This window comes from Streptomyces sp. NPDC086549, from assembly GCF_044746205.1.
Taxonomy (GTDB): Bacteria; Actinomycetota; Actinomycetes; order Streptomycetales; family Streptomycetaceae; genus Streptomyces.
Window position 1 is genome coordinate 267,853 of the sequence record NZ_JBIVBS010000004.1, and the last position, 26,857, is coordinate 294,709.

Below are 26,857 nucleotides of genomic sequence, written 5' to 3' on the forward strand. Positions count from 1 at the left end.
GGCCTTCGGGCCACTCGAACGGAGGACGCGCAGGCCCGAGGCTTTATGTCGTGACCCAGACAACGGAAGCCCCCGCAGACATCGCAGATCCCCTGTCTCCCCGCCGGCCGCGTATCCACCGGGCGTGGTTCGTCGCCGCCGTCACCTTCGTCACGATCATCGGCGCGGCCGCCTTCCGGTCGCTCCCCGGCCTGCTCATCGACCCGCTGCACCGGGACTTCGGCTGGTCACGCGGCACCATCGGCGCGGCGGTCTCCATCAACCTCGCGCTCTACGGGCTCACCGCGCCCTTCGCGGCCGCGCTGATGGACCGCTTCGGCATCCGCCGGGTGGTCGCCGTCGCGCTGACGGTGATCGCGGTCGGCTCGGGCCTGACGGTGTGGATGACGTCGGCCTGGCAGTTGATGCTGTGCTGGGGACTGCTGGTTGGTCTGGGCTCCGGCTCGATGGCGCTCGCCTTCGCGGCGACGGTCACCAACCGCTGGTTCACCACGCGCCGCGGCCTGGTGAGCGGCATCCTGACCGCGGCCTCGGCCTCCGGCCAGCTGATCTTCCTGCCGCTGCTGTCCTGGATGGTCGAGTCGTACGACTGGCGCCCGGCCGCCGTGACGGTCGCCCTCGCCGCCCTCGCGGTCGTCCCCTTCGTCTGGCTGCTGCTGCGCGACCACCCGGCCGACGTGGGCCTGAAGCCGTACGGCGCCGAGGAGTTCGTACCGAAGCCGGAGCCGGTCACCGGCGCGGCCCGCCGGGCCGTCACGGTCCTGCTGTCCGCGGTCCGCACCGGGCCCTTCTGGCTGCTGGCCGGCACCTTCGCGATCTGCGGCGCCTCCACCAACGGCCTGGTGCAGACGCACTTCGTGCCCGCGGCCCACGACCACGGCATGCCGGTCACGGCGGCGGCCTCGCTACTTGCGGTCATCGGGGTGTTCGACGTGGTCGGCACGATCGCCTCCGGCTGGTTCACCGACCGCTTCGAACCGCGCCGGCTGCTGGCCGTCTACTACGCGCTGCGCGGGATCTCGCTCCTGTTCCTGCCGATGCTGCTGGCGCCGAGCGTGCACCCGCCGATGATCTTCTTCATCGTCTTCTACGGCCTCGACTGGGTCGCCACCGTCCCGCCCACCCTCGCCCTGTGCCGGGAGCAGTACGGCGAGGACAGCGCCATCGTCTTCGGCTGGGTGCTCGCCTCCCACCAGGTCGGCGCGGCCCTCGTCGCCTTCCTCGGCGGTGTGGCGCGGGACGTCTTCGGCTCGTACGACATGGTCTGGTACACCTCCGGCGCGCTGTGCGCGGCGGCGGCCCTGATGGCGCTGGTGATCCGCCGGCGTCCGGCGGTCCCCGCAGCGGTGCCGGGCCAAGCGGTGGCGGCTTAGAGAAAGCGTCCCTTGTGGAACAGCAGGGGAGCCGTGTCCTCGTCGGCCGTGCCCAGCGCGTCCACCCGTCCCACGACGATCAGATGGTCACCGCCGGTGTGCACGGCGTGGACGGTGCAGTCGATCCAGGCGAGCGCGCCGGCCAGGCGCGGGGAGCCGGAGACGGGTGCCGCGCCGTACTCGACGCCCGCGAACTTGTCCGCACCCCGCACCGCGAAGCCACGGCACAGCGAGCCCTGGTGGGCGCCCAGGACGTTCACGCAGAAGACTCCCGCGCGGGCGATCCGCGGCCATGTCGTCGACGTACGGCCCACCATGAAGGCGACCAGGGGCGGGTCCAGGGACAGGGACGAGAAAGACTGGCAGGCGAAGCCGGCGGGGCCGTCCTCGCCGTCGGCGGCGGGTGCCGTCACCACGGTCACGCCGGTCGCGAAGTGCCCCAGCACGCGCCGGAACTCGCCCTGGTCCACCGGCGCCCGCTCGTCCTCCCGGACACAGCGCAACTGCGGGCGCGGCAGCGCCTCGACGGGCCCCGAGGGCGGGGCGTCGACCGACCTGAGGTAGCGGACGGCGGCGGCCGCCATCCCTGCGTGTCCCATCACACCGTCCATTGAAGCTGACGGTACGTCAGATGGGAAGGGGTGCGACGGGCGCCGGAAGGGCCGCGCGTACGCTGCCCGGATGGGGTGGGGAAAGATACGCCGGATCACCGGCCTGACCTGGTCGTCCGGCGACCTGAACGCGGCCGCGTCGCTGTGCGCGGCGCAGCTCCCGGCGGTCGGCCTGCTGGCGTGGATCGCGAGCTTCGGCGGCGACGACTACGGTGTCGGCTACGGCGGCGCCCCGGCCGCCCTCGGCGTTCTCTGCCTGCTCGTCTTCGCGCCTCTCCTGCTGCCGTTCCTGGGAGTGGTGCAGGCGCTCACCCTCACCCTGCCCTCGGCGGTGCTCGCCCGACTCGCCGCCCGCCGGTTCGGCGGCCCCGGGTGGGCCTGGAACCTGGCGGCCCCCGTGGTCCCGGCGGCCGCCTGGGGCGGGCTCACGGCGCTGCTGTGGGACTGGCCACCGGTCACCACGGTCGTGTCCCTGACGGCCCTGGGAGCCCTGCCCGCCCTCGGGGTCGGCTACGTCCGCACGCGCGCGTGGCGGCCGTGGGGCGTCTGGTGGCGCTCGGCACTCGCCTCGGTCCCCCTGTTCGTCCTGGCCCTGGGAGGAGGCATCGCGGCCACCGCCGCAGGCCTGGTCCCCGAGTACGAGCCCCCGAAGCTGACCGCCGCCCAGCTGGCCGGGGTCTGGCGCGGCCCGAGCGGGGCGGAGCTGCGGCTGCGTCCCGGCGGGCGGGCCGAGGCCACCAGGCTGGCGACCGAGCCCACCTTCGAGGAGTTCCGCACCAAGGACTTCGTCATGTGCGGCGGCTCCGGTACCTGGGAGCCCGACTCCGACCCGGACAACACCGGGCGGGACGGCGTGCTCCTGCGGCTCGACGGCGACTGCGGCGAGGACACGCACTGGTCCATCGGCGGCACCGAGGACGCTCCCGAGTTGTTCGTGCTCTTCGGCGACCCGGACGCGGGCGAGCTGTGGATCCTCAAGCCGGCGGCGGCCGGCTGAGAGCCTCACCGCCCCCCGAACTCCGGACTCCTGCGCTCCACGAAGGCCCGCAGACCCTCCCGGGCGTCCGCCGTCGTCATGTTGATCTCCTGCGCGGCGGCCTCGGCGGCGAAGGCGGTGGCCCGGTCGCCGTCGAGGGACGCGTTGACGAGCTGCTTGGTCAGGGCGAGCGCCCGGGTGGGACCGGCGGCCAGCCGCGCCGCCCACTCCCGGGCCGTCTTGTCCAACTCCCCGTCCGGTACGACCCGGTTGACCAGCCCGAGCCGCTCGGCGTCGGCCGCGGCGAGCGCGTCGCCGAAGAACATCAGCTCCTTGGCGCGCTGCGGGCCGATCAGACGGGGCAGGAGGTAGGCGCCGCCGCCGTCCGGCACGAGCCCGCGCCGCACGAACACCTCGATGAACCGGGCGGACTCCGCGGCCAGCACGAGATCGCAGGCGAGCGCGAGATGGGCGCCGAGACCGGCCGCCGTGCCGTTGACGGCGGCGATCACCGGCTTCTCGCAGTCCAGTACGGCGGAGAGGAGCCGCTGGGCGCCGAGGCGGAGCGTGCGGGACACGTCGCCCGGGATGCGCTCCCCGCCGGGTGCACCGCCGCGCAGGTCCGCGCCCGCGCAGAAGCCGCGTCCGGTGCCGGTGAGGACCACAGCCCGTGTGCCCGGGTCCGCCGACGCCTCCTCCAGCAGGCCGATCAGGCGGTTCCGGTCTCCGGGTGTCAGGGCGTTCAGGGTCTCGGGGCGATCGAGGGTGACGTACGAGACCCGGCCGTGGGCTTCATGGCGTACCGCGTCACCGCTCACCTGCACACCGCCAACGCGTCCAGTGCCACCGCGCCCTGTCCCCGGGGCAGCACCATCAGCGGGTTGATGTCGAGCTCGGCGAGTTCGTCCCCGAGCTCCAGCGCCATGCGCTGCACCCGCAGGACGACCTCGACGAGCCCGTCGAGATCGGCGGGCGGCCGCCCCCGCACTCCGTCCAGCAGCGCCCGCCCGCGCAGTTCCGCGATCATGTCCCGCGCCTGTTCCTCGCCGAAGGGCGGCACGCGTACGGCGGCGTCCCGCAACACCTCCACCAGCACTCCGCCGAGACCGACGGTCACCGTCGGCCCGAACAGCTCGTCGTGCGTGACGCCGACGACCATCTCCACGCCCCGCTCCACCATCTGGCACACCAGGACGCCGTCCAGCGAGACGCCCTCGTAGCGGGCGATGTCGGTCAGCTCGCGGTAGGCGTCCCGGACCTGGCTGGCCGAGGTCAGGCCGATCTTCACCAGGCCCAGCTCGGTCTTGTGGGCGATCTGCGCGCCGGACGCCTTCATGACCACGGGGTAGCCGACCTGCCCGGCCGCGCGTACGGCAGCCGCCGCGCTGGTCACCAGCTGCTCGCGCGGCACCCGGATCCCGTACGCGCGCAGCAGCTGCTTCGCCGCGTGCTCGCTCAGCTGCTGCCCCGGCCGCATCAGCGCCCGCGCCTTCTTGAAGGACGGGGAGGGGGTGCGGGGTGCCTCGTCGAAGGGGGAGCGGTAGGAACGGACGAAGCGGTGGTGGTCGAGGTAGGCCCGGACGGCGGTGAGGCAGTTGCCGACGGTACGGAAGGTGGCCACGCGGGAGGAGCCGAGCAGGACCTCGCGGTACGCCGGCTCGGTGCCGACCGGCGATCCCCACACCACGCACACCAGCTTGTCGCTCGCCTCGGCCGCGTCGACCAGGTCCCGCACGAGCCGGTCGCTGAGGGGCGGGAAGGGCCCGGTGATCGGGCAGATGAGGACGCCCACCTCCGGGTCGTCGAGGATCGAGTCGATGATCTTCCGGCCGCGCCGGTCCCCGACCGGGTGACCCCCGTTGTCCACCGGGTTGGCCACGTTCAGGTACTCGGGTATCCACTGGTGCAGCTCGGCCTGCCTGTCCTCGGACAGGACCGGCAGCCTGAGCCCCGCTCCCGCGGCCAGGTCGGCGACGTGCGCGCCGGTGCCGCCGGAGATCGAGTAGACGACGACCCCGTCGGCGAGCGGCGCCCGCGCGCGGGCCAGCAGGGCGGCGGTGTCCTGGAGTTCGTCGAGGCCGTCGACCCGGACGATCCCGAACTGCCGCATGGCCGCGTCCACGACGTCGTCGGCCCCGGTCAGCTTGCCGGTGTGTGAGGCGGCGGTACGGGCCCCGGCCTCCGTGCGCCCCACCTTGACGGCGACGACGGGCACCTTGCGGCGGGCGGCGCGGTCGGCGGCGAGCAGGAAGGCACGGCCGTCCTTGAGGCCCTCCACGTAGCAGGCGATGGCGCCGACCTCGGGCCGCTCGGCGAAGTAGGAGATGAAGTCGGCGGTCTCCAGGTCGGCCTCGTTGCCGGTCGGGGCCCAGTGGGAGAGCCGGATGCCCAGCTCCTGGAGGGCGAAGACGGGCCGGCCCTGGTGCCCGGACTGGGTGATCAGGGCGATCGCCGGCCCCTCCAGGTCCTCGCGGAACCGCTCGAAGGCGTTGAGGTTGGTGTTCGGCCCGAGCAGCCGGAGCCCCGACCGCCGTACGGCGGCCGCGAGCCGCGCCTGGGCCTCGGCCCCCTCCTCGCCCGTCTCCGCGAACCCGGAGGCGAAGGCGACGGCGAACTTCACCTTGGCCTCGGCGAGTTCCTCGACCACCGGGAGCGGATCGGCCACCAGCAGCACGGCGAGGTCGACCTGCTCGGGCAGATCGGCGACGCAGGCGACGCAGGGGACGCCGAAGACCGACGGCCGGGCGGGATGCACCGGGTGCACCCGCGCCCCGACCCGCTCGGCCCAGGAGAGCAGTTGCCTTGTGATCCCGGTGTTCGGCCGCCCCTCGGTGTCCGAGGCACCGATCACGGCGACGGACCCGGGCCGGAAGAACCGGTCCAGATCCGGTACGTCCGCGTACAGCGGCCGCCCGCTCACGTCGAGGTCGTCCACGTCGGCGGCCCGGCCGTGGACGGCCGGCCCGGGACGCAGCTCACCGCAGGCGATGACCCGGGCCCGGCGGGAGTCGGTGGTGAGGGTGCCGTGGGTTGATCCAAGCATCGTTCCGCCCGCTCCTGTGTGACAGCACATCCAACTGACGCAGTGTCAGATTACTGAACTGACGCAACGTCAGGAACTGTCCTGCACGCAAAGGTTGACGAACGGGGCGATGCCCGGCCCCCCGGCCCCCCGACCCCCGGAGTCCGCCGTCGGCCCCTACAGCTCCGCCAGCACCTCCTTGGCCGCCCGCTCGCCCGACCGCACCGCTCCGTCCATGAACCCGTTCCAGTACGTGGAGGTCTCGGTCCCGGCCCAGTGGATCCCGCCCACCGGCTTGCGCAGCGCGGCCCCGTACTCGGTCAGCACCCCGGGCGGAGCGTAGGCGACCGGGCCGCCCCGCGAGAACCCCTCGTTGTCCCACCGCTGCAGGACGAAGGAGGCCGGGGACTTCGCCTTGTCCCCGAAGTAGTTCGCGTAGTCCTTCAGCACGGCCGCCTTGACGTCGTCCACGCTCGCGGAGTCGTACGCCCGCATCTCGTCGGCCTCGATGAAGCCCATCAGCGCGCCGTACGACCCGTCGGGCGGCGAGTTGTCGAACGTCGAGCGGACCACGCCGGAGTCGCTGACGGCCTGCCCGTTCAGCCCGTCGGCCCGCCAGAACGGGGTGTCGTAGACGGCGATCGCCTTCCCGATCGACCCCATCGGCATCCGCTGGCACAGCTGGTCGCGCTCGGCCGGCAGCAGCGGGTCGTACGCGATGCGCGCGGCCAGCGGCGGCGGCAGCGCGACGACCACCCGGGCCGCGGTCACCGTGATCCCGTCCGCGGTGACCACGTACTGGCTGCCCGACTGCGCGATGGAGCGCACCGGCGCGCCCAGCACCACCCGGTCCCCGAGCGTCGCCGCCAGCTTGATCGGCACCTGCTGGGAGCCGCCCACGAAGCGGGATTCCTGGGCGCCGTTCGCGGTGTCGGTGAGGCGCTCCAGGGTGCCGGGGTTGGCGGCGTTCCCGGCGGCGGCGATGTAGTACAGCACGTACAGGAGGGACAGTTCGCGCGGCTGGGCCGAGAAGACCGACGTGCAGGCCAGGTCGAGGAGGAACTTGGCCGAGGGGATGACGGCGTTGGCGTTCAGCCAGCTCTCGAAGGTCTGCTTGTCCCACTCGGCGGCCTTGGCCGCGGTCCACGGCGCGTCGACCGGCACCTGTTTGGCCATGCTGTCGAGCTGGGACTGCACGATCGCGGCGTTCGCGAGCCCGGCCGCGTCCACCGGCGGCACGGAGCCGAGCAGCCCGCTGGTGTCGTACGGGGTCCTCTTGCCGTCCTTGTAGAGGAGATTGTTGCCCGTGTTGTAGGTGGTGAAGGTCGCCACGCCGAGGGAGTCGGCCAGGGCCTTGATGCGGTCCTGGGTGGGGCCGATGAACTCGGCTCCGCCCTCCGTGACCCCGCCGTTGGCCAGCTTCAGGTTCACCACCCGGCCGCCGACCCGGTCCCGGGCCTCCAGGACGACCACGGACCTGCCGCCGGCCACCAGGTCGCGGGCCGCGGTGAGGCCCGCCAGCCCGCCGCCGACGACGGCCACGTCGACGGTGCGGGCGGTCGCCGCGGACGCCGTGCCGGCGGTGGTGGCGGTGAGGCCGACGGCTCCTGCGGCGGCCGCCGCACCGCCGAGCAGGGAGCGTCGGGAGAGCTGTCTTTCACGTGCCACGTGCATCCTCCGTCGATGAGCGAGAGGTAGTGAGCTGGAAAGTTGAGCAGTGCTCACATTCTGGCCCCGCACGACGGCGGCGTACAGCTCTTCCGTCACATCTGACTCTCAAGTAACAGGAGGCGTACGTAAGTGAGTTGAGGCCCGCTGTGTCAGCCCGGGATTCGGGAGAGCTTCCCCGCCGAACTCCTGGCTACGGCCTTGGCGATCTTCTCCGCGTCGATCGCCAGCTCGCGGAACATGCCGCTGATGGGGTTGGTGAAGCCGGTGAAATAGAGGTCGGGGGCGTTCTTCGGGGCGCGGGCGCCGTGCACGACCGGTCTGCCCCGGCCGTCGAGCACGTCCAGGTGGCCGACGAGGCCATCGAGGCCGCGGAGGTAGCCGGTGGCGGCGACGACCGCGTCCGGCTCGATGCGGGTGCCGTCGGCGAGGACCACCTTGCCGCCCTCGAAGCTGTCCACGGCGGCGACCACCTCCACCCGCCCCTTGCGCACGGCGTCGATGAGACCGACGTCCAGGACCGGGACCGCGCCCGCCTTCGCCCGGGAGTACAGACCGGTGTCGGGGCGCGGCAGCCCGTGGTCGGCTAGGTCCGGCACGCTGAGCCGGGCCATCGGCCGGGCCAGCCGGTCCACCAGCCCGACGGGCAGCCGCCGTATCAGCACGGACGAGTACTGGGCGGCCCACCCGGCGGTCGACCGGCGCACGATGTGCGGGGTGGTGCGCACCGCCAGCCGCACCCGGGAGGCGCCCCCCTCCACCAGGTCCACGGCGATCTCGGCACCCGTGTTGCCCACACCGACGACGAGGACGTCCCGCCCGGTGTAGGGCTCGGCGTTGCGGTACTCACCGGCGTGCACGAGCTTGCCGTCGTACTCCTGGAGCCCGGGCCACTCGGGTACGCGCGGGGTGTGGTTGAAGCCGGTGGCCACGACCACCGCGCCGCCGGTCAGCTCGCGCCCGCCGGAGGCGTGCAGCAGCCAGCCCGTGCCGTCGGCCCCGCGCTCGACGCGCGAGACCTCGACTCCGGTGACGATCTCCAGTTCATGGTGCTCGGCGTACTTCTCCAGGTACCGCACCACGTTGTCCCGCGACACCCACCGCCCGAACCGGCGCGGCATCGGCAGCCCCGGCAGGGCCGACAGGCGCCGGGTGGTGTGCAGATGGAGCCGGTCGTAGTGGCGCCGCCAGGACGCCCCCACCCGGTCGGACTTCTCCAGGACGATGGCCCGTACGCCCCGGGCGCGCAGCGCGTACGCGGTGGCCAGGCCGCCGGGACCACCGCCGATGACGTAGACGGGACGATCGGCGGTGCGGTCGTCGGTGTGGTCCGCGGGTTGTGCGGGGGGTCTCGCGGGCGTGCTGGAGTCGCTGGAGTCGGCCATGAACGCGAGCGTAATCACATCCCACGTTGATGGGTCTCGGTCAAGACCGGAATTGGTTGCGGATCGATCACGCATGTACGAGGAATAGGGGGAACCGGTGACGTAGAAGACCTGGTTGTGGCCCGATCGTGGGAAAGACCGCGCCGCCGCCCCACAGCCCCATGGCCGTTCCGCAGCCAATTCCGGACCGGGTCTCGGCATTCCCCAGGAACTGACGTACCGTCAGATTCATGGATGCGATCTGGCTCAGTGGCGCGGAGTGGCTGGCGGTGCTGCGCATCGGCCTCGGCCTGTGGTGGCTGGAGAGCTGGCGGCACAAGGACAAGAAGGCCTGGTTCACGGGGAGCGGGATCGCCTGGGCCGCGGACATAGCCGGGAAGCACCGCTGGAACGCGGTCCGCTCCGGCTTCGAGATCGTGGTCAAGCCGCGTCCGAAGGCGATGGCGTACGTCGTCGCGTACGCGGAACTCTCCCTGGGGCTGGGGCTGATCGCGGGCTTCCTCACCCCGGTCGCCCTGCTGGGCGGCCTGCTCCTGAACCTCGTCTACTTCGTCCTCATGATCCACGACTGGGCGGAGCAGGGGCAGAACTCGATGATGGCGCTCATCTCGGTGGTGGGGTTCGGCGGAATGGCGTGGCAGTCGTGGTCGGTGGACGCGGCTCTGGGGTGGTTCTGATGGGCGCGGCGAGGTTCGACCTGCCGGAAGTGGACGCGTTCACCAGGACGTACTGGGAGGCGGCTGCGGAGGAACGGCTGCTGGTACGCCGTTGCGGGGCCCCGGGCTGCGGCCGCGCCCACCACTACCCCCGCGAGTTCTGCCCGTACTGCTGGAGCGAGGACGTGACCTGGGAGGAGGCGAGCGGCCGGGCGACCCTCTACACCTGGTCGGTGGTCCACCGGAACGACCTCCCGCCCTTCGGGCAGCGCACGCCGTACGTCGCCGCCGTGGTCGACCTCGCCGAGGGGCCGCGGATGATGACGGAGGTGGTGGGGGGCGCGCCGGGGGAGCTGCGGGCGGGGGCGGAACTGGTCGCCGCGTTCCGGGAGGGGACACCGGTGTTCCGGCTCGCGGGCGAGTGACACGCGCCGGGGGATTGAATGGGGCCATGGCTCCCGAACATGAACGCATCCCCGCTCGGCGGCGTTCCGAGCTCCACGGTCACGGTCTGCGTCTGCGCCGCTGGGACGCGGGCGCGGACTCCGACGTGGCGGTCTGGCTGCGTGGCCGGTCCGATCCCGAATTCCGGCGCTGGAACACTCCCCTGGCGACGGTGACCGACCTCGACGGAGCACGCGCCTCCCTGCGCAAGCAGGCGGAGAACGAGGCGGACGGCAACTGCGCGCACTTCTGCGTCACGGACGCGGACAGCGGCACCCCGCTGGGGCACATCGGCCTCAACATGATCGACCGCGTCACCCGAGCCGCCCGTGTCGGCTACTGGGTCCTCCCGGAGGCCCGCGGCCACCGCGTGGCCACGCGGGCGCTCACCCTCGTCTCACGCTGGACATTCACGGAACTGGAGCTGCATCGCCTGGAGCTGGGGCACGCCGTCGGGCATGACGCGTCGTGCCGGATCGCGCGGAAGTGCGGGTTTCCGTACGAGGGGACACTGCGCGGCGCGATGTTCGACACGGGACGGTACGACGCGTTCCGGGACGTACACCTGCACGCGCGGATAGCCACGGATCCCGATCCGTACGAGGGTTAATTCGCGGGCGCGGCCCACGTGCTTGCCGGGATCATGAGGCATGGCCCCCGCATACGACTGGCAGCTCACCGAAGACCTGGACGACTTCCTCGCCCGCGCGGGCGGCTTCCTGCGCTCGCGCCCCGCCCTGCACACCGTGCCGCTGACGGTGACGGACGCGCTGCGCGAGCGTGGGCTGCACCTCTACGGTGACCAGGCGCCGCTGTTCGGATTCCTGGGCGAGGAGGGGAACGGCGGAGTCCGCGCGGCGCTCATCCACACACCCCCGCACCAGCTGAACCTCACCCCTCTCACCGCGGACGAGGCCGACTCCCTGGCGGCCCGGCTACTCGCCCTCGGCCACCCCGTCCCCAGTGTCTCGGGCAAGACCGCCACCGCGGCCGCCTTCGCCGAGGCGTGGGAGCGGCGGGCGGGAGCCACCGGGAGGATCCACCAGCGGCAGCGGCTCTACCGGCTCGGCAAGCTGGAGGCACCGGAGCCGATGCCGGAGGGGCGGGCGAGAGTCGCCGGGCCCGCCGACCGGGACCTTCTGATGCGCTGGTTCAAGGAGTTCGGCGAGGCGAGCGGACAACGCGGCTTCATCGCCCCCGGCGAGTGGGCCGACGCCCGCATCGCCTACGGCGGGGCCACCCTCTGGGAAACCCCCGACGGCACCCCCGTCTCCCTGGCCGGCGTCACCCGCCAGGTCGCGGGCCAGGTCCGGGTCGGACCCGTCTACACCCCGGCCCACCTGCGCGGACGCGGATACGCGGGCGCCGCGACCGCCGCGGTGAGCCGGGCCGTGCTGGAGGCCGGGGCGAGTGAGGTCCTGCTGTTCACGGACCTCGCGAACCCCACCAGCAACGCGCTGTACCAGCGGATCGGCTATCGGGAGGTCGCCGACTTCACGGTCTACTGGTTCGGGGACTGAGCGGGCCGGGGCGCGGCCACATGGCTCACGGCCACAGCAGTTCCCTGCTCCAGCCCTCTCCTTCGTGCGCGCGCCGGTAGAGCAGGCGCACATGCCTCCGGTCGGGGTCGCCCTGGAAGAACTCCACCTCCTCCGGCCGCAGCCGGTAGAGCGTCCAGGTGGGGGAGAGGGCGGTCGGGTTGCGGCGGGCCCGTTCCCAGGCGGCCTCCGAGGCCTGCCTCAGCTCCTCCACCGACCCGAGGACCTCGCTCTGCCGGCCGGTCAGGGCCGCCGCCAGCGCCCCCGTCGAACGGGCGTGGAGATCCGCCTGGCTCTCCTCGGAGGGGGCCGACGTGACCGGGCCGCGGACCCGGACCTGGCGGCCCAGGACCGGCCAGTAGAAGGCCAGGGCAGCGTAGGGGTGGGCGGCCAGCTCATGGCCCTTGCGGCTCGTGGCGTGCGTCGCGAAGGCCCAGCCGTCGGCGTCGGCGCCGTGCAGCATCACGATCCGCACGTCCGGGTGGCCGTTCTCGTCCGTCGTCGCCAGCGACATGGTGTGCGGCTCGTCCTGGCCCGCCGCCACCGCCTCCGCGAACCACGTCGTGAAGAGCGGGAGGGGGCTCGCGGGTGCCGTGGCCGGGTCGAAGGGGGGTAGCTCCGTGACACCGGGGGCCCAGACCCGCAGCGACCTCAGGAGTTCATGGAGATCCGTTGCTGCCATGGAGCGAGTATCCCCGGGCGGGCTTCAGTCCCGCCCCAGCACCACCGTCCCCGAGGAGCAGAACCACCCCCCGGTCCCCGAGGCCACCCCCAGCCGCGGCAACTCGCCGCCCTTCACCCGCACCTGCCGCTCCCCGCCCTCCCCGCGCAACTGCCGCACCGCCTCCACCAGCAGGAACAGCCCCCGCATCCCGGGATGTTGGGCCGAAAGGCCACCCCCGTCCGTGTTCACCGGCAGCTCTCCGCCCCGCACCAGCAGCCGGCCCTTCTCCACGAACGCCCCGCCCTCCCCCTTCCCGCAGAACCCCAGGTCCTCCAGGGTGACGAGGGTCATGTAGGTGAACGCGTCGTAGATCTCGGCGAAGTCGATCTCGGCCGGTGACACCCCCGCCCGCTCGAAGGCCAGCCGGCCGCTCACCGCCGCCGGTGACACCGTGAAGTCCGGCCACTCGGACATCGCCGCGTGGGAGACGTGCTCACCGGTGCCGAGGATCCATACGGGGGCCGAGCGGCTGTCCCGCACGTACTCCTCCGCCGCCAGCAGCACCGCCGCGCCCCCGTCGGAGCGTATGCAGCAGTGCAGCTTGGTGAAGGGGTCGGCGATCATCGGGCCGGAGAGGACGTCGTCCGCGGTGATCGGGTCGCGGAACATGGCCTCCGGGTTCAGGGCCGCGTTGGCCCTGGCCTGCACCGCCACCTCCGCGAGCTGCTCGATCCGCGTCCCGTACTCGATCATGTGGCGGCGGGCGGCCATCGCGTACTTGGCGATGAGCGTGTGGCCGTACGGGACCTCGAACTGAAGCGGTCCCCGGGCGCCGAAGGACAGGTTCCCCGTGCGCCTGCCCGCCCGGATGTCCGCCCGTGCCGTCGAGCCGTAGGCCAGCAGGACGGCGTTCGCGTGTCCCGCCGCTATCGCGTCCGCCGCGTGCGCCGCCATGACCTCCCAGGCCGAGCCGCCGACGGAGGTCGAGTCGACCCAGGTCGGGCGCAGGCCCAGGTACTCGGCCACCTCCACCGGTGCCAGGGTCCCCAGGCCCGCCGACGCGAAGCCGTCCACGCGGTCCCGGTCCAGGCCCGAGTCCGCCAGGGCCCGGCGGGCCGCCTGGGCGTGCAGGGCGTACGGGGTGGCGTCGTCCACGCGGCCGCAGTCGGAGAGGGCGACGCCCACCACGGCGACTTTCCTGCTGCTCCCTGGTGACATGAATCTGACGGTACATCAGATCCGGCGCCACGCGGCAGGTGTCGAACCTCTGGGCATCCCGACCCCGCCGCCCTAATATGACGGACCGTCAGATCGGGTGTTCGCAGTGGTCGGATCGGATCGGATCGTCGGATGTCGGATCGGATTCGGATTCGAATTCGGATCGGATTCGGATCGGATTCGGATCGATCGGGCCGGAGGAGAAGAACCATGGACACGCGCCTCACCGCCGAACAGGACGAGATCCGCCGCACCCTGCGCGAACTGCTCCACAAACGCTGCGGCCCGGAGGAACTCCGCACCGCCCTCGACACCCCCGCCGGACACGACCCCGCCCTGTGGACCGCCCTCGCCGAGCAGCTCGGCCTGCCGGGGCTGGCCCTCCCGGAGGCGTACGGCGGGGTCGGCTGCACGGCCACCGAACTCGCCCTCGCCTGCGAGGAGACGGGCCGCGCCCTGGCCCCCACCCCGCTGCTCGCCACGTCCGTCCTCGCCGCGCCGCTGATCCTCGCCCTCGGCACCGAAGCCCAGCGCGCCGGCCTCCTGCCCGGCCTCGCCTCCGGTGCGCTCACCGCCACCCTCGCCGTGCCCGGCACCGCCCTCGCCGCCGTCCTCACCCTGACCGGTGACAACGACGGGGAGTGGGCGGGCGGCGGCCGTGCGGGAGGCGTGCAGGCCAGACGGGCGGGGGACGGGTGGCGGCTGTACGGGGAGGTGGGGCAGGTGCTCGACGGGCACAGCGCCGGGCTGCTCGTGGTGGCCGCCCACACCGGGGGGTTCGCCCGGTCGAGGATCCTGCTCTTCCTCGTGGCGGGGGACGCGGCCGGGCTGGTGCGGGTACGGCAGACTGCCCTCGACGCCACCCGGCCGCAGGGGCGCCTGCAACTCCGCGACGTCGAGGCCCGGTTGCTCGGATCCGCCGACTCCGCCGACTCCGCCGAATCCGGCGAATCCGACGTGCTCGCCGCCCTCTCCGCCCTCGGCGACACCGCCGCCGCCGTGCTCGCCGCCGAAGCCGTCGGGGCCGCCGGCCGGGCCCTGGAGCGGACCGTCGAGTACATGAAGCAGCGCGAGCAGTTCGGCCGGCTGATCGGGTCCTTCCAGGCGGTGAAGCACCGGCTGGCCGATGTGTACGTCCAGGTGCAGGCCGCTCGCTCGGCCGCGTACTACGCCGCCTGGGCGACGGCCGTCCACGGGGAACAGGGGGAACGGGGGGAACGGGTGGGCGGAATCGCTCTCGCGCAGGCCCTGGAGGCGCTGCGGACGGCCGCCGCCGAGGGGATCCAGCTGCACGGCGGGATCGGGTTCACCTGGGAGCACGAGGCCCATCTGTACTTCAAGCGGGCGGCGGGGGACGAGCTGCTGTTCGGGCCGGTGCACCGGCTGCGCGCCCGTGCGGCCGACTCCGCGCGGCTGTTCGAGCAGCGGGAGGTGGCGGTCTGATGGCCGGATTCGCCGGATTCGGAGTGCGCCTGGTGCAGAAGGTCTCCTCCACGCGGGGCTTCGCGAAGGTCGCCCCGCACGTCGTTCCCGCCCTCGACCGGGCCGTCCACCGGATCACCCGCGGCAAGGTGCTGCTCAGCGCGCAGTTGCTGCCCGGCGTCGTGCTGACGACCACTGGCGCCCGCAGCGGGCTGCCGCGCCGGACGCCGCTGGCCTGCATGCCCGAGGAGGGCGGGCGCGGCTGGATCCTCGTCGGGTCCAACTTCGGGCGTACCGACCATCCCGCCTGGACCCACAACCTCCTCGCGCATCCAGATGCCACGGTCAGCTGGAAGGGTGAGGACATTCCCGTCACGGCCACGCTGCTGGCGGGGGAGGAGCGGGCGGCGGCCTGGAAGGCGCTGCTGGTGTTCTGGCCGCCGTACGCGACGTACCAGGCCCGGGTGGAGCGGGAGATCCGGATCTTCCGGATCGTACGGAGGTAGGGCGCGGCAGGCCCTGGCTCACAGCGTCGCCAGCCGCTCCACCAGCAGGAACGCGCCGATTCCGAGCATCGCCGCGCCCGAGGTGCGGGTCACCGCGCGGGCGGCCGCGGGGCGGGCGGCCAGCAGTGCGCGGGACAGGGTGCCGACGGTCAGGTACACGGCGGCACAGCAGGCCATGTGGAGCAGGCCCAGGGCGGCCGTCTGGGCCGGTACGGGCAGATGGGCGCCCCTGAGGGTCAGGAACTGGGGGAGGATCGAGAGGTAGAGCAGCAGGCCCTTGGGGTTGAGGCCGCTGATCGTGGCGCCGCGCAGGAAGACGCCGGAGCCGCGCCCGTCCTCCGCCGCGGCCCCGGGCGCCGCGGGCCTGCGCAGCACTCCCCACCCCAGCCACACCAGATAGCCGGCCCCGCCCACCGTCAGCGCCGTGAGCAGCCGGGGCGAGCCCGCGACCAGGACGGCGAGGCCCGCCGTCGCCAGCGCCGTGTGCAGCGCGTAACCGGAGACCAGGCCGGCCACCGCGCGCAGTACCGAGCGGCCGCGCAGCCCGGCCGCGATCACATACGCCCAGTCGGCGCCCGGCACGCACACCAGCAGCAGGTCCAGGGCCAGGAAAGAAAACAACGCTCCCGCATCCATGGCAGGGACATTAGGCGTGAATGGCCCGAAAGTGTTCCTGAAATTTGCCCATGATCGCGGATTCTGAGCAAATATCTACTTCATGGACGACGTGGACCAGAAAATCCTTGCCGAGCTCCAGCAGGACGGGCGGCTGACCGTGACCGAGCTGGCCGCGCGGGTGCGGCTGAGCGTCTCGCCCTGCCACCGGCGGCTGCGCGAGCTGGAGCGGTCGGGGGCCATCCAGGGGTACCGGGCGGTGGTGGACGCGGCCGCCCTCGGGCTGAACTTCGAGGCGCTGGTCTTCGTGTCCATGAGGCAGGAGGACCGGGACACGGTCGCCGAGTTCGAGCGGGCGGTGAGCGAGGTGGAGTACGTGCTCGACGCGCAGCGGCTGTTCGGCGAGCCGGACTACCTGCTGCGGGTGGCCACCGCCGACCTCGCCGCCTTCCAGCGGCTGTACGACGAGCGGCTGGCGACGCTGCCGGGGGTGCAGCGGCTGACGTCCACGCTGGTGATGAAGCACGTGGTGCGGGACCGGCCGTTGCCCGCATAGCGCGGCGGTGTTGCTCGCATGGCGCGGTGGCCGGTGCCCGTACAGCACGGCGGGCGGTGGCCCACCTGGGTGAACCGCCGCCCGCCTGACAGGACTTGGTACCGGAAAGAGGACGCGAGTGGCCCTTGTTACTTCGTCGGCTTCTTGCCGGTCACGCCCAGGTGGACCAACAGGGCCAGGTTCGGCTTGAGTTCGGCCTGCTTGACACCCCAGGTCTGGAAGCCCTTCTGGTGCCCTGCCACCGCCGCGAGCATCGCGACCAGCGAGCCCGCGATCGCCGCCGGGTTCACGTCCTTGTCGATCCTGCCCTTGGACTGGAGTTCGGCAATCGAGTCCGAGAGGGAGTTGTTCACCGAGTTCAGGATCTTCATGCGGATCTTGTAGAACCGTTTGTCCCCTTCGGCGGCGCCGAGATCGACGACGCGCAGGATCGCGTCGTTCTTGCGCCAGAACTCCAGGAACCCGTCGACGAGTTCCTGAGCGGTCTGCCAGCCCGCCTTGCCGACCCAGGACCGCCCTTCGAGCAGCTCGGTCAACCCGGCGCCCTCGGCGGCCATTTGCTCGGCGATCTCCAGGACGGCACCCTCGACGTCCGGGAAGTACTGGTAGAAGGTCGCGGGCGAAGTGCCCGCCTTCCGGGCGACATCGATGACCTTGACGTCCCGGTAGGGGGAGGAGCTGAGCATCTCGCTGAGGCAGTCGAGCAGCTTCTGCCGGGTCGCCTGCCCACGCCGGCCGGCCACGCGGCCGTCGACGGTACGCACTTGTCCTGTCATGCCGTCAGCTTACCGAGGGGTGATGGGAGCGCGATTCGGCCGACTGCAAATGGGGTGCATGGGGGTGCGGGGGGTGGTGTGCCTGGTCTGCGGGGTGCGCGCGACGCAGTTACTTTGGCGGCATGGCCGAAAACAGGGCATCGGTGTACGGAGAGGGCGTCCCGTGCTGGGTGGACGCGCAGCTTCCCGACGTGGAGGCGGGCAAGCGGTTCTACGGTGAGCTTTTCGGGTGGACCTTCGACGAGGACGTCACGGAGTACGGCTCCACCGTATTGGCCCGCAGGGACGGTGCCGCCGTCGCCTCGCTCGCGCACAAGACGGACGGCCGTATGCCCACCGTCTGGACGGTGTACTTCGCGACGCCGGACGCGGAGGCGCTGTGCCGGCGGATCCTCGCGACGGGCGGACAGGTGATCCTGACACCGCTGCGGGTGGACGACCTGGGCACCGCCGCCCTCGCCACCGACCCCGAGGGCGCCGTCTTCGGGCTGTGGCAGCCGGGCAGCCACCCGGGCTTCGGCGAGCGGCACGCGCCGGGCACCTTCGGCTGGGTCCAGCTGTACACCCGCGACAAGGAGGCGGCCAACGCCTTCTATGGCGGCCTCTTCCACGAGGCCCTGTTCGGCGCGGGCACCGAGCCCGACTTCGGCCGCGCCCTCGTCTCCGAGGTCTTCCCGGCCGAGATGCCGTCCCACTTCCTCGTCCACTTCCGGGTGGCGGACGTGGCGGCCTCGGTGGAGGTAGTGCAGCGGCTCGGAGGGCGGGTGCAGGCGCCGCCATTCGAGACGTCGTACGGCACAGTGGCCGTCGTCACGGACAATCAGGGGGCGTCGTTCGCGCTGCTACGGCGCTGAAATGTCTCACTTATCACGAGACACCCCGATTAATCACCGGGTTCGCAACCTGTGCCCGGGCCAGGAAGAATCAGGGTGCGTGCCGCCATGGCGGTGCGGTGGTGAGACGCTGCACGGGGTCGCGTACATATCTGGGTGACGTGGCCCGTACGGGGAGGTGGCAGGCAAGTGGTGGATCAGCTGACGCAGCACGATCCTCGGCGGATCGGGCCGTTCGAGGTGCTGGGACGGCTGGGTGCCGGTGGCATGGGGCTGGTCTATCTCGCGCGCTCGGCGTCCGGCCGTCGCGTGGCGATCAAGACGGTCCGTACGGAGCTCGCCGAGGACCAGTTGTTCCGCGTCCGCTTCACACGTGAGGTGGAAGCGGCCCGCGCGGTCTCCGGCTTCTACACGGCCGCGGTCGTCGACGCCGACCCGCGCGCCGCCGTGCCGTGGCTGGCCACCGCGTACGTCCCCGCGCCCTCCCTCGAAGAGATAGTGAACGAGTGCGGGCCGCTCCCGGCCCAGGCGGTGCGCTGGCTGGCCGCGGGCGTGGCGGAGGCCCTGCAGTCTATCCACGGCGCCGGACTGGTCCACCGGGACCTCAAGCCCTCCAACGTGCTCGTCGTCGAGGACGGTCCCCGTGTCATCGACTTCGGCATCGCGTCGGGTGTCTCGAACACCCGTTTGACGATGACGAACGTCGCCGTCGGCACGCCCGCCTACATGTCCCCCGAACAGGCGAAGGACTCCCGCAGCGTCACCGGCGCGAGCGACGTCTTCTCGCTCGGCTCGATGCTCGTCTTCGCCGCCACCGGACACCCGCCCTTCCACGGCGCCAACCCCGTCGAGACCGTCTTCATGCTGCTGCGCGAGGGCCCCGACCTGGAGGGCCTCCCGGACGAGCTGCGCCCCCTGATCGAATCCTGCATGCAGATGGAGGCCCCCGGCCGGCCCAACCCCGCCGACCTCCAGTCGCAGCTCGCCCCCCACCTCTTCGGCTCCGGCTCCGACGACAGCGGTACCGCGTCGGCATGGCTGCCCGAGAAGGCGGTCGCCCTGATCGAGTCCCGCCGCGGCGGCCGCCCGGCGGTCAGGCCCGCGCCCGCCGGCCCACGCAGCGGCGGCCGGGCCGCGCTGCCGCCCCCGCCCTCGCACGACCCGGTGATCCCGGCCCCGTCCGTTCCGGTCGGCGCGCCGACGGGGGCGCCCGACACCGGCCCCGTCCGGCTGGCCGGCGCCAAGGTGCCCATCGGTCCCGGCCCACGCGTCGCCGACGCCCGCGCCGCCGCAGTCAAGGCGCCCCCGCCGGAGGCCGGCCTGGTCGCCAACTGGTCCCGCCCCCGCCCCGGCGTCAACGGCACAGACCCTGCCGTAGGCCCGGCCGTACCGGCGCTCCCGCCCGCGCCCCCGGAGGCGGCGGCCGGCTGGCGACCCTGGCGCTTCCGCATGTCCAACGACGTCTGGGGCACCCCGTCCGTCGACGGTGACCTCGTCTACGTCACCTCCTTCGAGGTGCACGCCCTGGACGTGGCCACCGGCCGCCGCCGCTTCAAGACCCGCGACGTGGCCTGGTCGATGGCGGTCGCGGACGGCCGTATCCACGCCTCCGACGGCCCCACCCTGTTCGCCCTGGAGGCCCGTGAGGGCGCCGACCTGTGGCGGCTGTCCACGGACGCCTGGGTGTACTCCCTGTACGCCGACCGGGGCACGGTCGTCACCGGCACCCGCGGCGGCGGCGTCCAGGCCTGGGAGGCCTCCAACGGGCAGAAACTCTGGGAGATCAGCGGCTGCCAGACCGACTTCGAGTCCCCCGAGGCCGGACCCGCCGTCCACGACGGCACGGTCTACGTCTGGCAGGACGCCCGGCTGCGCGCCCTGGAGGCCCGCACCGGCGAGGAGCGCTGGTCGTACCCCATCGGCGACGCGGCGTCCTGCGGCGGAGTCCCCATCCGGCTCACCCACGCGCCCGACGGCAACGTCTACCTCTCGGCCGGCAGCCGCGTGCTCGCCGTCGACGTGGCGAGCGGCATGGTGCGCTGGCACTTCGAGGCCCCGGCGGTCTTCCTCTGCCCGCCCACCTTCGTCCCCGGCCCCGCGGTCACCGGCGGCGGCATCTACCTCGCCGACTACCTCGGCACGGTGTACGCCCTCGACGCCGCCGACGGCCGCGACCGCTGGCGCATCGCCACCGAGTCCCGCGCCTCCATCGAGCCGGTCCTGGTGGCCGCGGGCCACGTCCACGTCGGCAGCGGCAAGGGCCTCTACACACTGGACGCGGTCACCGGCACCCCCAAGTGGCGCTTCCAGTCCGGCGGCGACATCGTGGGCACCCCGGCGGTCGCCGAGGGCCGCATCCACTTCGGCTCCACCGACCACCTGCTCTACACGCTCAAGGCCGACGACGGCCGCCTGAGATGGAAGCTGGCCACCGGCGGCGAGATCACCGGATCGCCCGTGGTGAAGGACGGGGTCGTGTACGCGTGCAGCAAGGACCGCTGTGTCTACGCCCTGGACGCGGAGAAGGGGACGGGGACCGCGCGTACGACGTGATTCCTCAACGGGATCTCACAGTGGGATTCCTCAACGGGGTCCTCAACGGGACTCCTCGGGGACGGCCGCCGTGCCAGTAGTCGCACGGAAGGGGCTGCGGACGGCGGCCGTCGCTCCGGGGAGAGCTCCTCGCTCTCACAGCAGACGCTACGCCCGGCGGACGGTGCCCGCCACGCGTACGGGTGGTGACTCAGCGTGTACGGTACGTCGGTCCGTCTCCGTGGTCCCCGCGGGCTGAGCGGTCCGTCCGGTCCCGCCCGGCGAACAGTTCCGCCTGCCGCTCGCCCGGCAGGTTCCCCAGCGCGATCAGATGCGGCGCCTGCGCGTACCCCTGCGCCCGTGCCGCCTCCTTGGCCGCCCACAGCGCCCGCACCGTCCCCTGCACGGCTTCCGTCGGATACCCGGCGATGACGGTCGCGCACCGCACGGCGGCCCCCAATGCCCCGCCCGGCTCGGTTACTTCGGAGACAAGCCCGATGTTGTGGGCCCGCTCGGCCCCGATCCGCTCGGCGTTCCCCATCAGCACCATCCGCGCGACTTCGCCGTACGGCATGCGCTGTGCCATCAGCACGGATTCATAGGCGCTGACCATGCCGTACGTCGTGTGCGGGTCGAAGAAGGTGGCCGTGCCGTCGGCGACGACGAAGTCCGACTCCCCGAGCAGATAGAAGGCGCCCCCGCAGGCCATCCCGCACACGGCGGCGACGACGGGCTTCCACAGGTCGTTCGCCTTCGGCCCGATCGCGATCAGCGGATCGTCCTGCATGTACGGCGACGAGGGCTGCGGCACGACGGCGTCCCGGTCGAGGCCGGTGCTGAAGGCCCGCTCTCCGGAGCCCGTGAGCACGATGGCCCGTACGGAGTCGTCGAGCCGGAACGCCCGCCAGGTGTCGGCGAGTTCGGCGGCCATGGCGAGGTCGATGGCATTGAGCCGCTCCGGCCGGTCGAGGGTGACGACGGCGACGCCGGTGTCCTTGTCCGCGGTGACGCCGACGCGCGGGGTGCCGCTCATGGCCGCTCCAGGATCCACTGGGGAAGCCCGCTGCCGGGATCGAACACCGCCTGCACCCGCGCCCCGATCCGGATCCGGCTCTCCGCGACGGAGTCGAGAGGGGCCCCGGGCCCGCTGACGAGATTCCCCACGAGCCGTATCCGGGGCAGCCCGTCGAGCTCGACGAGGACGACGTTGTACGGCGCCTGCTCGGCGTAGCCGGCCAGCAGTGGCGGATGGGGACGGACGTACGACCAGATGCGCCCCCGCCCGTCCGTCCGCCGCCACTCGCACGCGAAGGACCGGCAGTGGGGGCAGCAGGGCCGGGGAGGAAAGCGGGCCTCGCCGCAGTCGGCGCACGCCTGGACGCGCAACTCGCCCCGGGCGGCGTACTGCCAGAAGGGTGCGCCGTCGGCGTCGATGACGGGAGACAGCAGGTGCGGCGGGTGCGGCATGTGCGGTCAACTCCTCAGCAGCAGAGCGGACGTGGGGACTCCCTCGCCCGCGGTGACCAGGCAGGTCGAGGCGCCCGGGACCTGGGCGGTACTGGTCCCGCGCAGTTGCTTCACGCCTTCGTTGATGAGGTTGAAGCCGTGGACGTACGCCTCGGAGAGCCCGCCACCCCCGGTGTTGATCGGCAGCCGCCCGCCGATCTCCAGGGCACCCCCCTCGGTGAACGCCCCGCCCTCGCCGCGGCCGCAGAAGCCGTACCCCTCCAGGGAGAGCGGTATGAGCGGGGTGAACGCGTCGTAGATCTGGGCGACGTCCACGTCCTCCGCAGTGAGGTCGGCGTGCTTCCACAGGTGGCGGGCGGCGGTCCAGGCCGGACCGGTGAGGGGATCGTCGTTCCAGTAGTTCACCATGCCGTGGTGCTGGGCAGGCAGCCCCTGGGCGGCGGAGTGGACGTACACGGGCGGTCGTCGGCAGTCCCGCGCCCGTTCGCTCGACACGACGACACAGGCCAGCGCCCCGTCGGTCTCCAGGCAGTTGTCGAAGAGGCAGAGCGGCTCGCTGATCCACCGGGAGGTCATGTACATCTCGCGGGTGAGGGGCCGCTCGTACATGATCGCGTCCGGATTCTGGTTGGCCCGGTTCCGGCAGGCGAGGGCGACGTTGAAGAGGTGATCGCGGGTCGCGCCGTACTCGTGCATATAGCGACGGGCGAGCATGGCGATCTCGTCGGCCGGCCGGAGGAGCCCGAAGGGCCGGGTCCACTGGGCGGGGGTGGGTAGTTGGGCGGTGGTGTTGGTCCAGGGCCGCGGGCCGGATCCGCGTTTTCTCGACCGCCAGGCGACGCCGACCGTGGCCTGCCCGGCGGCGATGGCGGCGGCGAGGTGCGCGACGGTGGCGCAGGATCCGCCGCCTCCGTACCCGATCTTGCTGAAGAAGGTGAGGTCCCCGAGCCCGAGGGACTTGGCGAGCTCTACTTCTTCCGTCTCCTCCATGGTGAAGGAGGCGAGGGCGTCGACCTCGCCGGGGTCGATCCCGGCGTCGTCGAGGGCGGCGAGGACGGCACGGCAGGCGAGGGTCCGCTCGTCTTCCGGGAGGCGTTTGGCGAAGGCCGTCTGTCCGATGCCGACGATGGCGGTGGCGTCCTTGAGCCCCGAACTTCCCATGCCGCGCGCACCTCCGGGCTGAGGTCCATCTGCTGATGGTCTGCTGAAAGTCCTGACGGTCCTGACATTCCGTCCTGACAGTCCGTCAGGTTACAGCTAATCTGACGGTCAGTCAGCTACGTGTGGGTGGGGAGGCTGGTTGGTCGTGCGCGGTGACGTGGAGTGGGGCACCATCCCGGGCCTGGTCCGGTCGGCGGCGGAGCAGCACGCGAACGCCGAGGCGGTGGTGGAGGGCCGTACGAGGATCTCGTACGCGGAGCTGGGCGCGCGGGTGGAGCGCGCGGCGGCGGCCTGCATCACCGGCGGGCTGGAGGTGGGCGACCGGGTGGCCATCTGGGCCCCCAACTCCCTCGACTGGATCGTCTCGGCACTGGGAGCGGTGTCGGCGGGAGCGGTGCTGGTCCCCTTGAACACCCGCTTCAAGGGGACGGAGGCGGCGGACGTACTGCGCCGGAGTGGGGCGCGGTTGTTGTTCGTCACGGGGACGTTCCTGGGGACGTCGTATGTGGCGTCGTTGCGGCGGGCGGCTGGGGAGGGATCCGGTGCCTCCGGCCCGCTGTCGGGGCTTCCGGCACTGGAGCAGGTGGTGGTCCTGTCGGACGACGCGCCGGCCGACTTCCGGACGTGGAAGGACTTCCTGGCGGCAGGGGAGGGCGTGGGCGCGGCGGAGGTACGGCGCCGGGCGGGCGAGGTGGACGGCTCCTCCGTCTCGGACATCATCTTCACGTCGGGTACGACGGGCCGTCCGAAGGGCGCGATGATCACGCACGGGCAGACGCTGAGGGCGTACGAGATCTGGGCGGACCTGGCCGGCCTGCGCTCGTCCGACCGGTACCTGATCGTGAACCCCTTCTTCCACACCTTCGGCTACAAGGCCGGCGTGATCGCCTGCCTGATGCGGGGCGCGACGATGATCCCGCAGCCGGTGTTCAACGTGGACACGGCGCTGGCGAACATAGCGGCGGAACGGGTGTCGGTCCTGCCCGGCCCGCCGACCCTGCACCAGCAGCTCCTGGACCACCCGGCCCGGGACGCCCACGATCTGTCGGCGCTGCGCCTGGTGGTGACGGGCGCGGCGGTGGTGCCCTTGCGGCTGGTGGAACGCCTGCGGGGCGAACTGGGCGTGGACACGGTGCTGACGGCGTACGGCCTGTCGGAGGCAAGCGGAATCGTCACGATGTGCCGCCGCGGAGACGACCCGACGGTGATCGCGTCGACGTCCGGCCGGGCGATACCCGGGACGGAGGTGCGGGTGGTGGACGGCGAGGGTGAGGGTGAGGGCGAGGGCGAGTCGGTGCCTCCCGGCACCCCCGGGGAGGTCCTGGTCCGCGGCTTCAACGTCATGCGGGGCTACTACGAGGACGAGGCGGCGACGGCGGAGACGATGACGCGGGACGGCTGGCTGCGCACGGGTGACGTGGGCGTTCTGGACGAGGCGGGCAATCTGAGGATCACCGACCGCATCAAGGACATGTTCATCGTCGGAGGCTTCAACGCGTACCCGGCGGAGATCGAACAACTCCTGGGCCTGCACCCGGAGGTGGCGGACGTGGCGGTGATCGGCATCCCGGACGCCAGACTGGGTGAGGTCGGCAAGGCGTTCGTGGTGCGCAGGGCGGGGGCCGTACTCACCGGGGACGACCTGATCGCCTGGTCCCGCCGGGAGATGGCCAACTACAAGGTCCCGAGGGCTGTGGAGTTCGTGGCGGAGTTGCCGCGGAACGCGAGCGGGAAGGTGGTGAAGGGGGAGTTGCGGGGGCGGTGACTTGGGAAGTGACCGTGGGGGCCGCCCGCTCCTTGCCAGTGTCGTGCTTCCGCGTCCCGAGTAGAGGGCGCTCCCTCCGGTCGCGTCGCCTGCGGCGATGGCCCTGCGGGCCACCCTTGACTCGGGCCGCTCCAGCACGGGTTGGAAGCGAGCGGGCGGCCGGGGGGAAAGTGGCCGGCTGAGGGCGTTGGCCCTGGGGTGGACTGCGTTCGCGTCCGGGGTGGAGGGCGCGCGGCAGCTGGGTGGCGGCACGCCGGGTGGGCTTGGCGGCTTGCGGTGGGTGGGTGGAGGGGGCGCGGTCGCGTCTCGCCTGCACGCCGGGCCGGTTTAGCGGCTTGCGGCGGGTGGGTGGGGGCGGGATGGAGAAGTGGATTTGGCCCGCCCCCTCGGGCAGGGCGGGCCGCTGGCGGCAGCTCGTTCTTCTGCAACGAAGGAAACAGCGAGAGTGGGCCCCGAGTCCGCGGGTTACCAGGCCGCGGCGCCCCCAGACGCATGGGGTTCCCAAAGCATCAGGTTATTTGCTGCGGCCGATACCCAGCCGTTCGGCAAGCAACCCGAATACGAGGCCGGCCGTGGCCACGGCAAGCGCCGGCGTCATCGAGTGGGCGTGCACTCCCGGTGTCCAGGCCAACAACATCAGACCGACGATAAAGTACGTCACCCAACTGAAAGCAGCCGGGAATCCCACGGGACCGACTCAACCCCGGTCGGCAGTGACGTCCCGCTGTTCCAGTGCGGCCAGCGTCGCCAGCACACCCCGGATCTCCCCGATCATGTGCGCGGGCCGGTGGAAGACATCCTCGGCGTTGTAGCGGAGGAGCCTTCTGATCTCCGGACACTGGTGGAGTTGGTTATAGCGGGCGATGTCCCGTCGGTGGGAGTCGCGGGTGCCGTGATAGGCGTAGCCCTCGATCTCCACGGCAAGGCCTGCCGCCCGGAAGAGGAAGTCGACGAAGCGGCGGCGGCCGTCCGGGGTGTGCACCTCGCCTTGGCTCTCGGGGTGGAGCCCGGCGTCGTACATGCGCAGGCGTACGATGGTCTCGGCCGGTGAGCCTGCGCGAGGGTCGCACAGCGCCAGCCACCTGAGGGCCCTGACCGTACCGCGTGAGGGGACTTCGAGCGCGGCGACGATCGAGTCGAGCCTCGTGAACGGGGCGCGGCGGACGCGTCCGACTGTGCGGTAGGCCAGGGCGGAGTCCACGGCGACGACCGCGTCGTCCCTGGGCCCGTCCCGGAGCAGGTCGATGAGGGTACGGCTGGGCACGGTGACCCGTAGGCCCTGCCGCTCCACCACCTCGGCCGCGGCGAGGGGGATGCGGTGCACGCGCACGCCCGCCCCTCCCCGGCGGAGGGTGAGGGACGGATCGGTGCACTCAAGCGGTCCCTCGGCGGCCGGGGCGAGGGTCTCGATCCGCCAGAGGGCGGCCGCCGACCGGTGGCTCACGACGAGCCGTGGCCTGACGAGCCGCGCAGCCCGGAGCCGGGTGATCAGGTTCGGGGAGCGCCCCGGCTCGATCCAGGTGCCGTTCTGGAGCTGGGCCCACCCCTCGGCTCGGAGGGTCCGGCTGAGCCGACGCGGATGCCAGCCGGCCGTGAGGGCACGCGAGGTGAGGAGGACACCGTCCTCAGCCAACTCCCGTAATCCGATCCGCTCCACCCCGCCAAGATC

The 26,857-nt window shown here is 72.3% G+C and carries 26 protein-coding genes; 12 read left to right on the forward strand and 14 right to left on the reverse strand.

From position 1 onward, the window contains the following. Window positions 1-50 precede the first annotated feature (50 nt). Window positions 51-1,373: an MFS transporter gene (locus ACIPSA_RS16115; protein WP_402634502.1), complete on the forward strand. Its 1,323-nt coding sequence runs from the start codon at window positions 51-53 to the stop codon at window positions 1,371-1,373. Here ACIPSA_RS16115 and ACIPSA_RS16120 read toward each other — a convergent pair. Then, window positions 1,370-1,972: a flavin reductase family protein gene (locus ACIPSA_RS16120; RefSeq protein WP_402634505.1), complete on the reverse strand. Its 603-nt coding sequence runs from the start codon at window positions 1,970-1,972 to the stop codon at window positions 1,370-1,372. The genes ACIPSA_RS16115 and ACIPSA_RS16120 overlap by 4 nt on opposite strands. 82 nt (window positions 1,973-2,054) lie before the next feature. On the opposite strand from ACIPSA_RS16120, the gene ACIPSA_RS16125 reads away from it, so the two are divergent. After that, a complete protein-coding gene (locus tag ACIPSA_RS16125) occupies window positions 2,055-2,981 on the forward strand; it encodes a hypothetical protein (RefSeq protein WP_402634508.1) in 927 nt (308 codons plus the stop codon). Window positions 2,982-2,986: 5 nt separating this feature from the next. Here ACIPSA_RS16125 and ACIPSA_RS16130 read toward each other — a convergent pair whose 3' ends face one another. The 4 genes from ACIPSA_RS16130 to ACIPSA_RS16145 form a co-directional block, all read right to left on the reverse strand. Next, complete coding sequence (locus ACIPSA_RS16130) at window positions 2,987-3,778, reverse strand: enoyl-CoA hydratase/isomerase family protein (RefSeq protein ID WP_402634510.1); 792 nt, start codon at window positions 3,776-3,778, stop codon at window positions 2,987-2,989. Then, a complete protein-coding gene (locus ACIPSA_RS16135) occupies window positions 3,775-6,003 on the reverse strand; it encodes an acetate--CoA ligase family protein (RefSeq protein WP_402634513.1) in 2,229 nt (742 codons plus the stop codon). The genes ACIPSA_RS16130 and ACIPSA_RS16135 overlap by 4 nt, the downstream gene beginning before the upstream one ends. A gap of 156 nt (window positions 6,004-6,159) precedes the next feature. Beyond that, entirely contained in the window at window positions 6,160-7,650 is a 1,491-nt protein-coding gene (locus tag ACIPSA_RS16140; protein WP_402634516.1) for a flavin monoamine oxidase family protein, read from the reverse strand. Window positions 7,651-7,802: 152 nt separating this feature from the next. After that, window positions 7,803-9,035: a flavin-containing monooxygenase gene (locus ACIPSA_RS16145; RefSeq protein WP_402634518.1), complete on the reverse strand. Its 1,233-nt coding sequence runs from the start codon at window positions 9,033-9,035 to the stop codon at window positions 7,803-7,805. Window positions 9,036-9,265: 230 nt separating this feature from the next. Between ACIPSA_RS16145 and ACIPSA_RS16150 the strand changes: the two genes are divergently transcribed. Genes ACIPSA_RS16150 through ACIPSA_RS16165 form a run of 4 tightly spaced genes read left to right on the forward strand, consistent with a single transcriptional unit; the run spans window position 9,266 to window position 11,655 of the window. Then, window positions 9,266-9,712, forward strand: a complete 447-nt coding sequence (locus tag ACIPSA_RS16150; protein WP_402634521.1) for a DoxX family membrane protein — start codon at window positions 9,266-9,268, stop codon at window positions 9,710-9,712. Then, complete coding sequence (locus tag ACIPSA_RS16155) at window positions 9,712-10,116, forward strand: Zn-ribbon domain-containing OB-fold protein (protein WP_402634523.1); 405 nt, start codon at window positions 9,712-9,714, stop codon at window positions 10,114-10,116. The genes ACIPSA_RS16150 and ACIPSA_RS16155 overlap by 1 nt, the downstream gene beginning before the upstream one ends. Before the next feature lie 26 nt (window positions 10,117-10,142). Further along, a complete protein-coding gene (locus ACIPSA_RS16160; protein WP_402634526.1) occupies window positions 10,143-10,745 on the forward strand; it encodes a GNAT family N-acetyltransferase in 603 nt (200 codons plus the stop codon). Between the two features lie 40 nt (window positions 10,746-10,785). Further along, the gene (locus ACIPSA_RS16165; RefSeq protein ID WP_402634529.1) at window positions 10,786-11,655 is read left to right on the forward strand and encodes a GNAT family N-acetyltransferase; all 870 of its coding nucleotides are present in this window, start codon (window positions 10,786-10,788) and stop codon (window positions 11,653-11,655) included. 25 nt (window positions 11,656-11,680) lie between these two features. On the opposite strand, the gene ACIPSA_RS16170 is transcribed toward ACIPSA_RS16165, so the two are convergent. Further along, the gene (locus ACIPSA_RS16170; protein ID WP_402634532.1) at window positions 11,681-12,355 is read right to left on the reverse strand and encodes a pyridoxal 5'-phosphate synthase; all 675 of its coding nucleotides are present in this window, start codon (window positions 12,353-12,355) and stop codon (window positions 11,681-11,683) included. Window positions 12,356-12,379: 24 nt separating this feature from the next. After that, window positions 12,380-13,555 carry a thiolase C-terminal domain-containing protein gene (locus ACIPSA_RS16175; RefSeq protein ID WP_402634535.1) on the reverse strand — a complete coding sequence of 392 codons (1,176 nt, stop codon included), beginning with the start codon at window positions 13,553-13,555 and terminating at the stop codon, window positions 12,380-12,382. A gap of 210 nt (window positions 13,556-13,765) precedes the next feature. Here ACIPSA_RS16175 and ACIPSA_RS16180 point away from each other — a divergent pair, with 210 nt between their 5' ends. Both ACIPSA_RS16180 and ACIPSA_RS16185 read left to right on the forward strand, forming a co-directional pair. Next, a complete protein-coding gene (locus ACIPSA_RS16180; protein WP_402634538.1) occupies window positions 13,766-14,998 on the forward strand; it encodes an acyl-CoA dehydrogenase family protein in 1,233 nt (410 codons plus the stop codon). Continuing rightward, window positions 14,998-15,483 (forward strand): nitroreductase family deazaflavin-dependent oxidoreductase, encoded by a 486-nt coding sequence (locus ACIPSA_RS16185; RefSeq protein WP_402634541.1) that lies wholly within the window; start codon window positions 14,998-15,000, stop codon window positions 15,481-15,483. The genes ACIPSA_RS16180 and ACIPSA_RS16185 overlap by 1 nt, the downstream gene beginning before the upstream one ends. Window positions 15,484-15,501: 18 nt before the next feature. Here ACIPSA_RS16185 and ACIPSA_RS16190 read toward each other — a convergent pair whose 3' ends face one another. After that, window positions 15,502-16,119: a LysE family translocator gene (locus ACIPSA_RS16190; RefSeq protein ID WP_402634543.1), complete on the reverse strand. Its 618-nt coding sequence runs from the start codon at window positions 16,117-16,119 to the stop codon at window positions 15,502-15,504. 82 nt (window positions 16,120-16,201) lie between these two features. Between ACIPSA_RS16190 and ACIPSA_RS16195 the strand changes: the two genes are divergently transcribed. After that, complete coding sequence (locus ACIPSA_RS16195; RefSeq protein WP_402634546.1) at window positions 16,202-16,654, forward strand: Lrp/AsnC family transcriptional regulator; 453 nt, start codon at window positions 16,202-16,204, stop codon at window positions 16,652-16,654. 128 nt (window positions 16,655-16,782) lie between these two features. On the opposite strand, the gene ACIPSA_RS16200 is transcribed toward ACIPSA_RS16195, so the two are convergent. After that, a complete protein-coding gene (locus ACIPSA_RS16200; RefSeq protein ID WP_402635413.1) occupies window positions 16,783-17,418 on the reverse strand; it encodes a TetR family transcriptional regulator in 636 nt (211 codons plus the stop codon). Window positions 17,419-17,552: 134 nt separating this feature from the next. On the opposite strand from ACIPSA_RS16200, the gene ACIPSA_RS16205 reads away from it, so the two are divergent. Then, window positions 17,553-18,284: a VOC family protein gene (locus tag ACIPSA_RS16205; protein ID WP_402634548.1), complete on the forward strand. Its 732-nt coding sequence runs from the start codon at window positions 17,553-17,555 to the stop codon at window positions 18,282-18,284. A gap of 168 nt (window positions 18,285-18,452) precedes the next feature. Continuing rightward, window positions 18,453-20,816, forward strand: coding sequence for a PQQ-binding-like beta-propeller repeat protein (locus ACIPSA_RS16210; protein WP_402634551.1), 2,364 nt, complete (start codon window positions 18,453-18,455; stop codon window positions 20,814-20,816). A 190-nt stretch (window positions 20,817-21,006) separates the two neighbouring features. Here the strand turns inward: ACIPSA_RS16210 and ACIPSA_RS16215 are convergent, their stop codons facing one another. Genes ACIPSA_RS16215 through ACIPSA_RS16225 form a run of 3 tightly spaced genes read right to left on the reverse strand, consistent with a single transcriptional unit; the run spans window position 21,007 to window position 23,423 of the window. After that, window positions 21,007-21,828 (reverse strand): enoyl-CoA hydratase/isomerase family protein, encoded by an 822-nt coding sequence (locus ACIPSA_RS16215; protein WP_402634554.1) that lies wholly within the window; start codon window positions 21,826-21,828, stop codon window positions 21,007-21,009. After that, the gene (locus ACIPSA_RS16220; RefSeq protein WP_402635416.1) at window positions 21,825-22,244 is read right to left on the reverse strand and encodes a Zn-ribbon domain-containing OB-fold protein; all 420 of its coding nucleotides are present in this window, start codon (window positions 22,242-22,244) and stop codon (window positions 21,825-21,827) included. Before ACIPSA_RS16220 ends, ACIPSA_RS16215 begins: the two co-directional genes overlap by 4 nt. Window positions 22,245-22,268: 24 nt before the next feature. Beyond that, on the reverse strand, window positions 22,269-23,423 hold the full coding sequence (locus tag ACIPSA_RS16225) for a lipid-transfer protein (RefSeq protein WP_402634557.1): 1,155 nt from the start codon (window positions 23,421-23,423) through the stop codon (window positions 22,269-22,271). A gap of 145 nt (window positions 23,424-23,568) precedes the next feature. Here ACIPSA_RS16225 and ACIPSA_RS16230 point away from each other — a divergent pair, with 145 nt between their 5' ends. Continuing rightward, on the forward strand, window positions 23,569-25,188 hold the full coding sequence (locus ACIPSA_RS16230) for a FadD3 family acyl-CoA ligase (RefSeq protein WP_402634559.1): 1,620 nt from the start codon (window positions 23,569-23,571) through the stop codon (window positions 25,186-25,188). A gap of 514 nt (window positions 25,189-25,702) precedes the next feature. Here ACIPSA_RS16230 and ACIPSA_RS16235 read toward each other — a convergent pair. After that, entirely contained in the window at window positions 25,703-25,849 is a 147-nt protein-coding gene (locus ACIPSA_RS16235; protein ID WP_402634562.1) for a hypothetical protein, read from the reverse strand. A gap of 36 nt (window positions 25,850-25,885) precedes the next feature. Next, window positions 25,886-26,845 carry a hypothetical protein gene (locus tag ACIPSA_RS16240; RefSeq protein ID WP_402634565.1) on the reverse strand — a complete coding sequence of 320 codons (960 nt, stop codon included), beginning with the start codon at window positions 26,843-26,845 and terminating at the stop codon, window positions 25,886-25,888. Window positions 26,846-26,857: the final 12 nt, after the last annotated feature.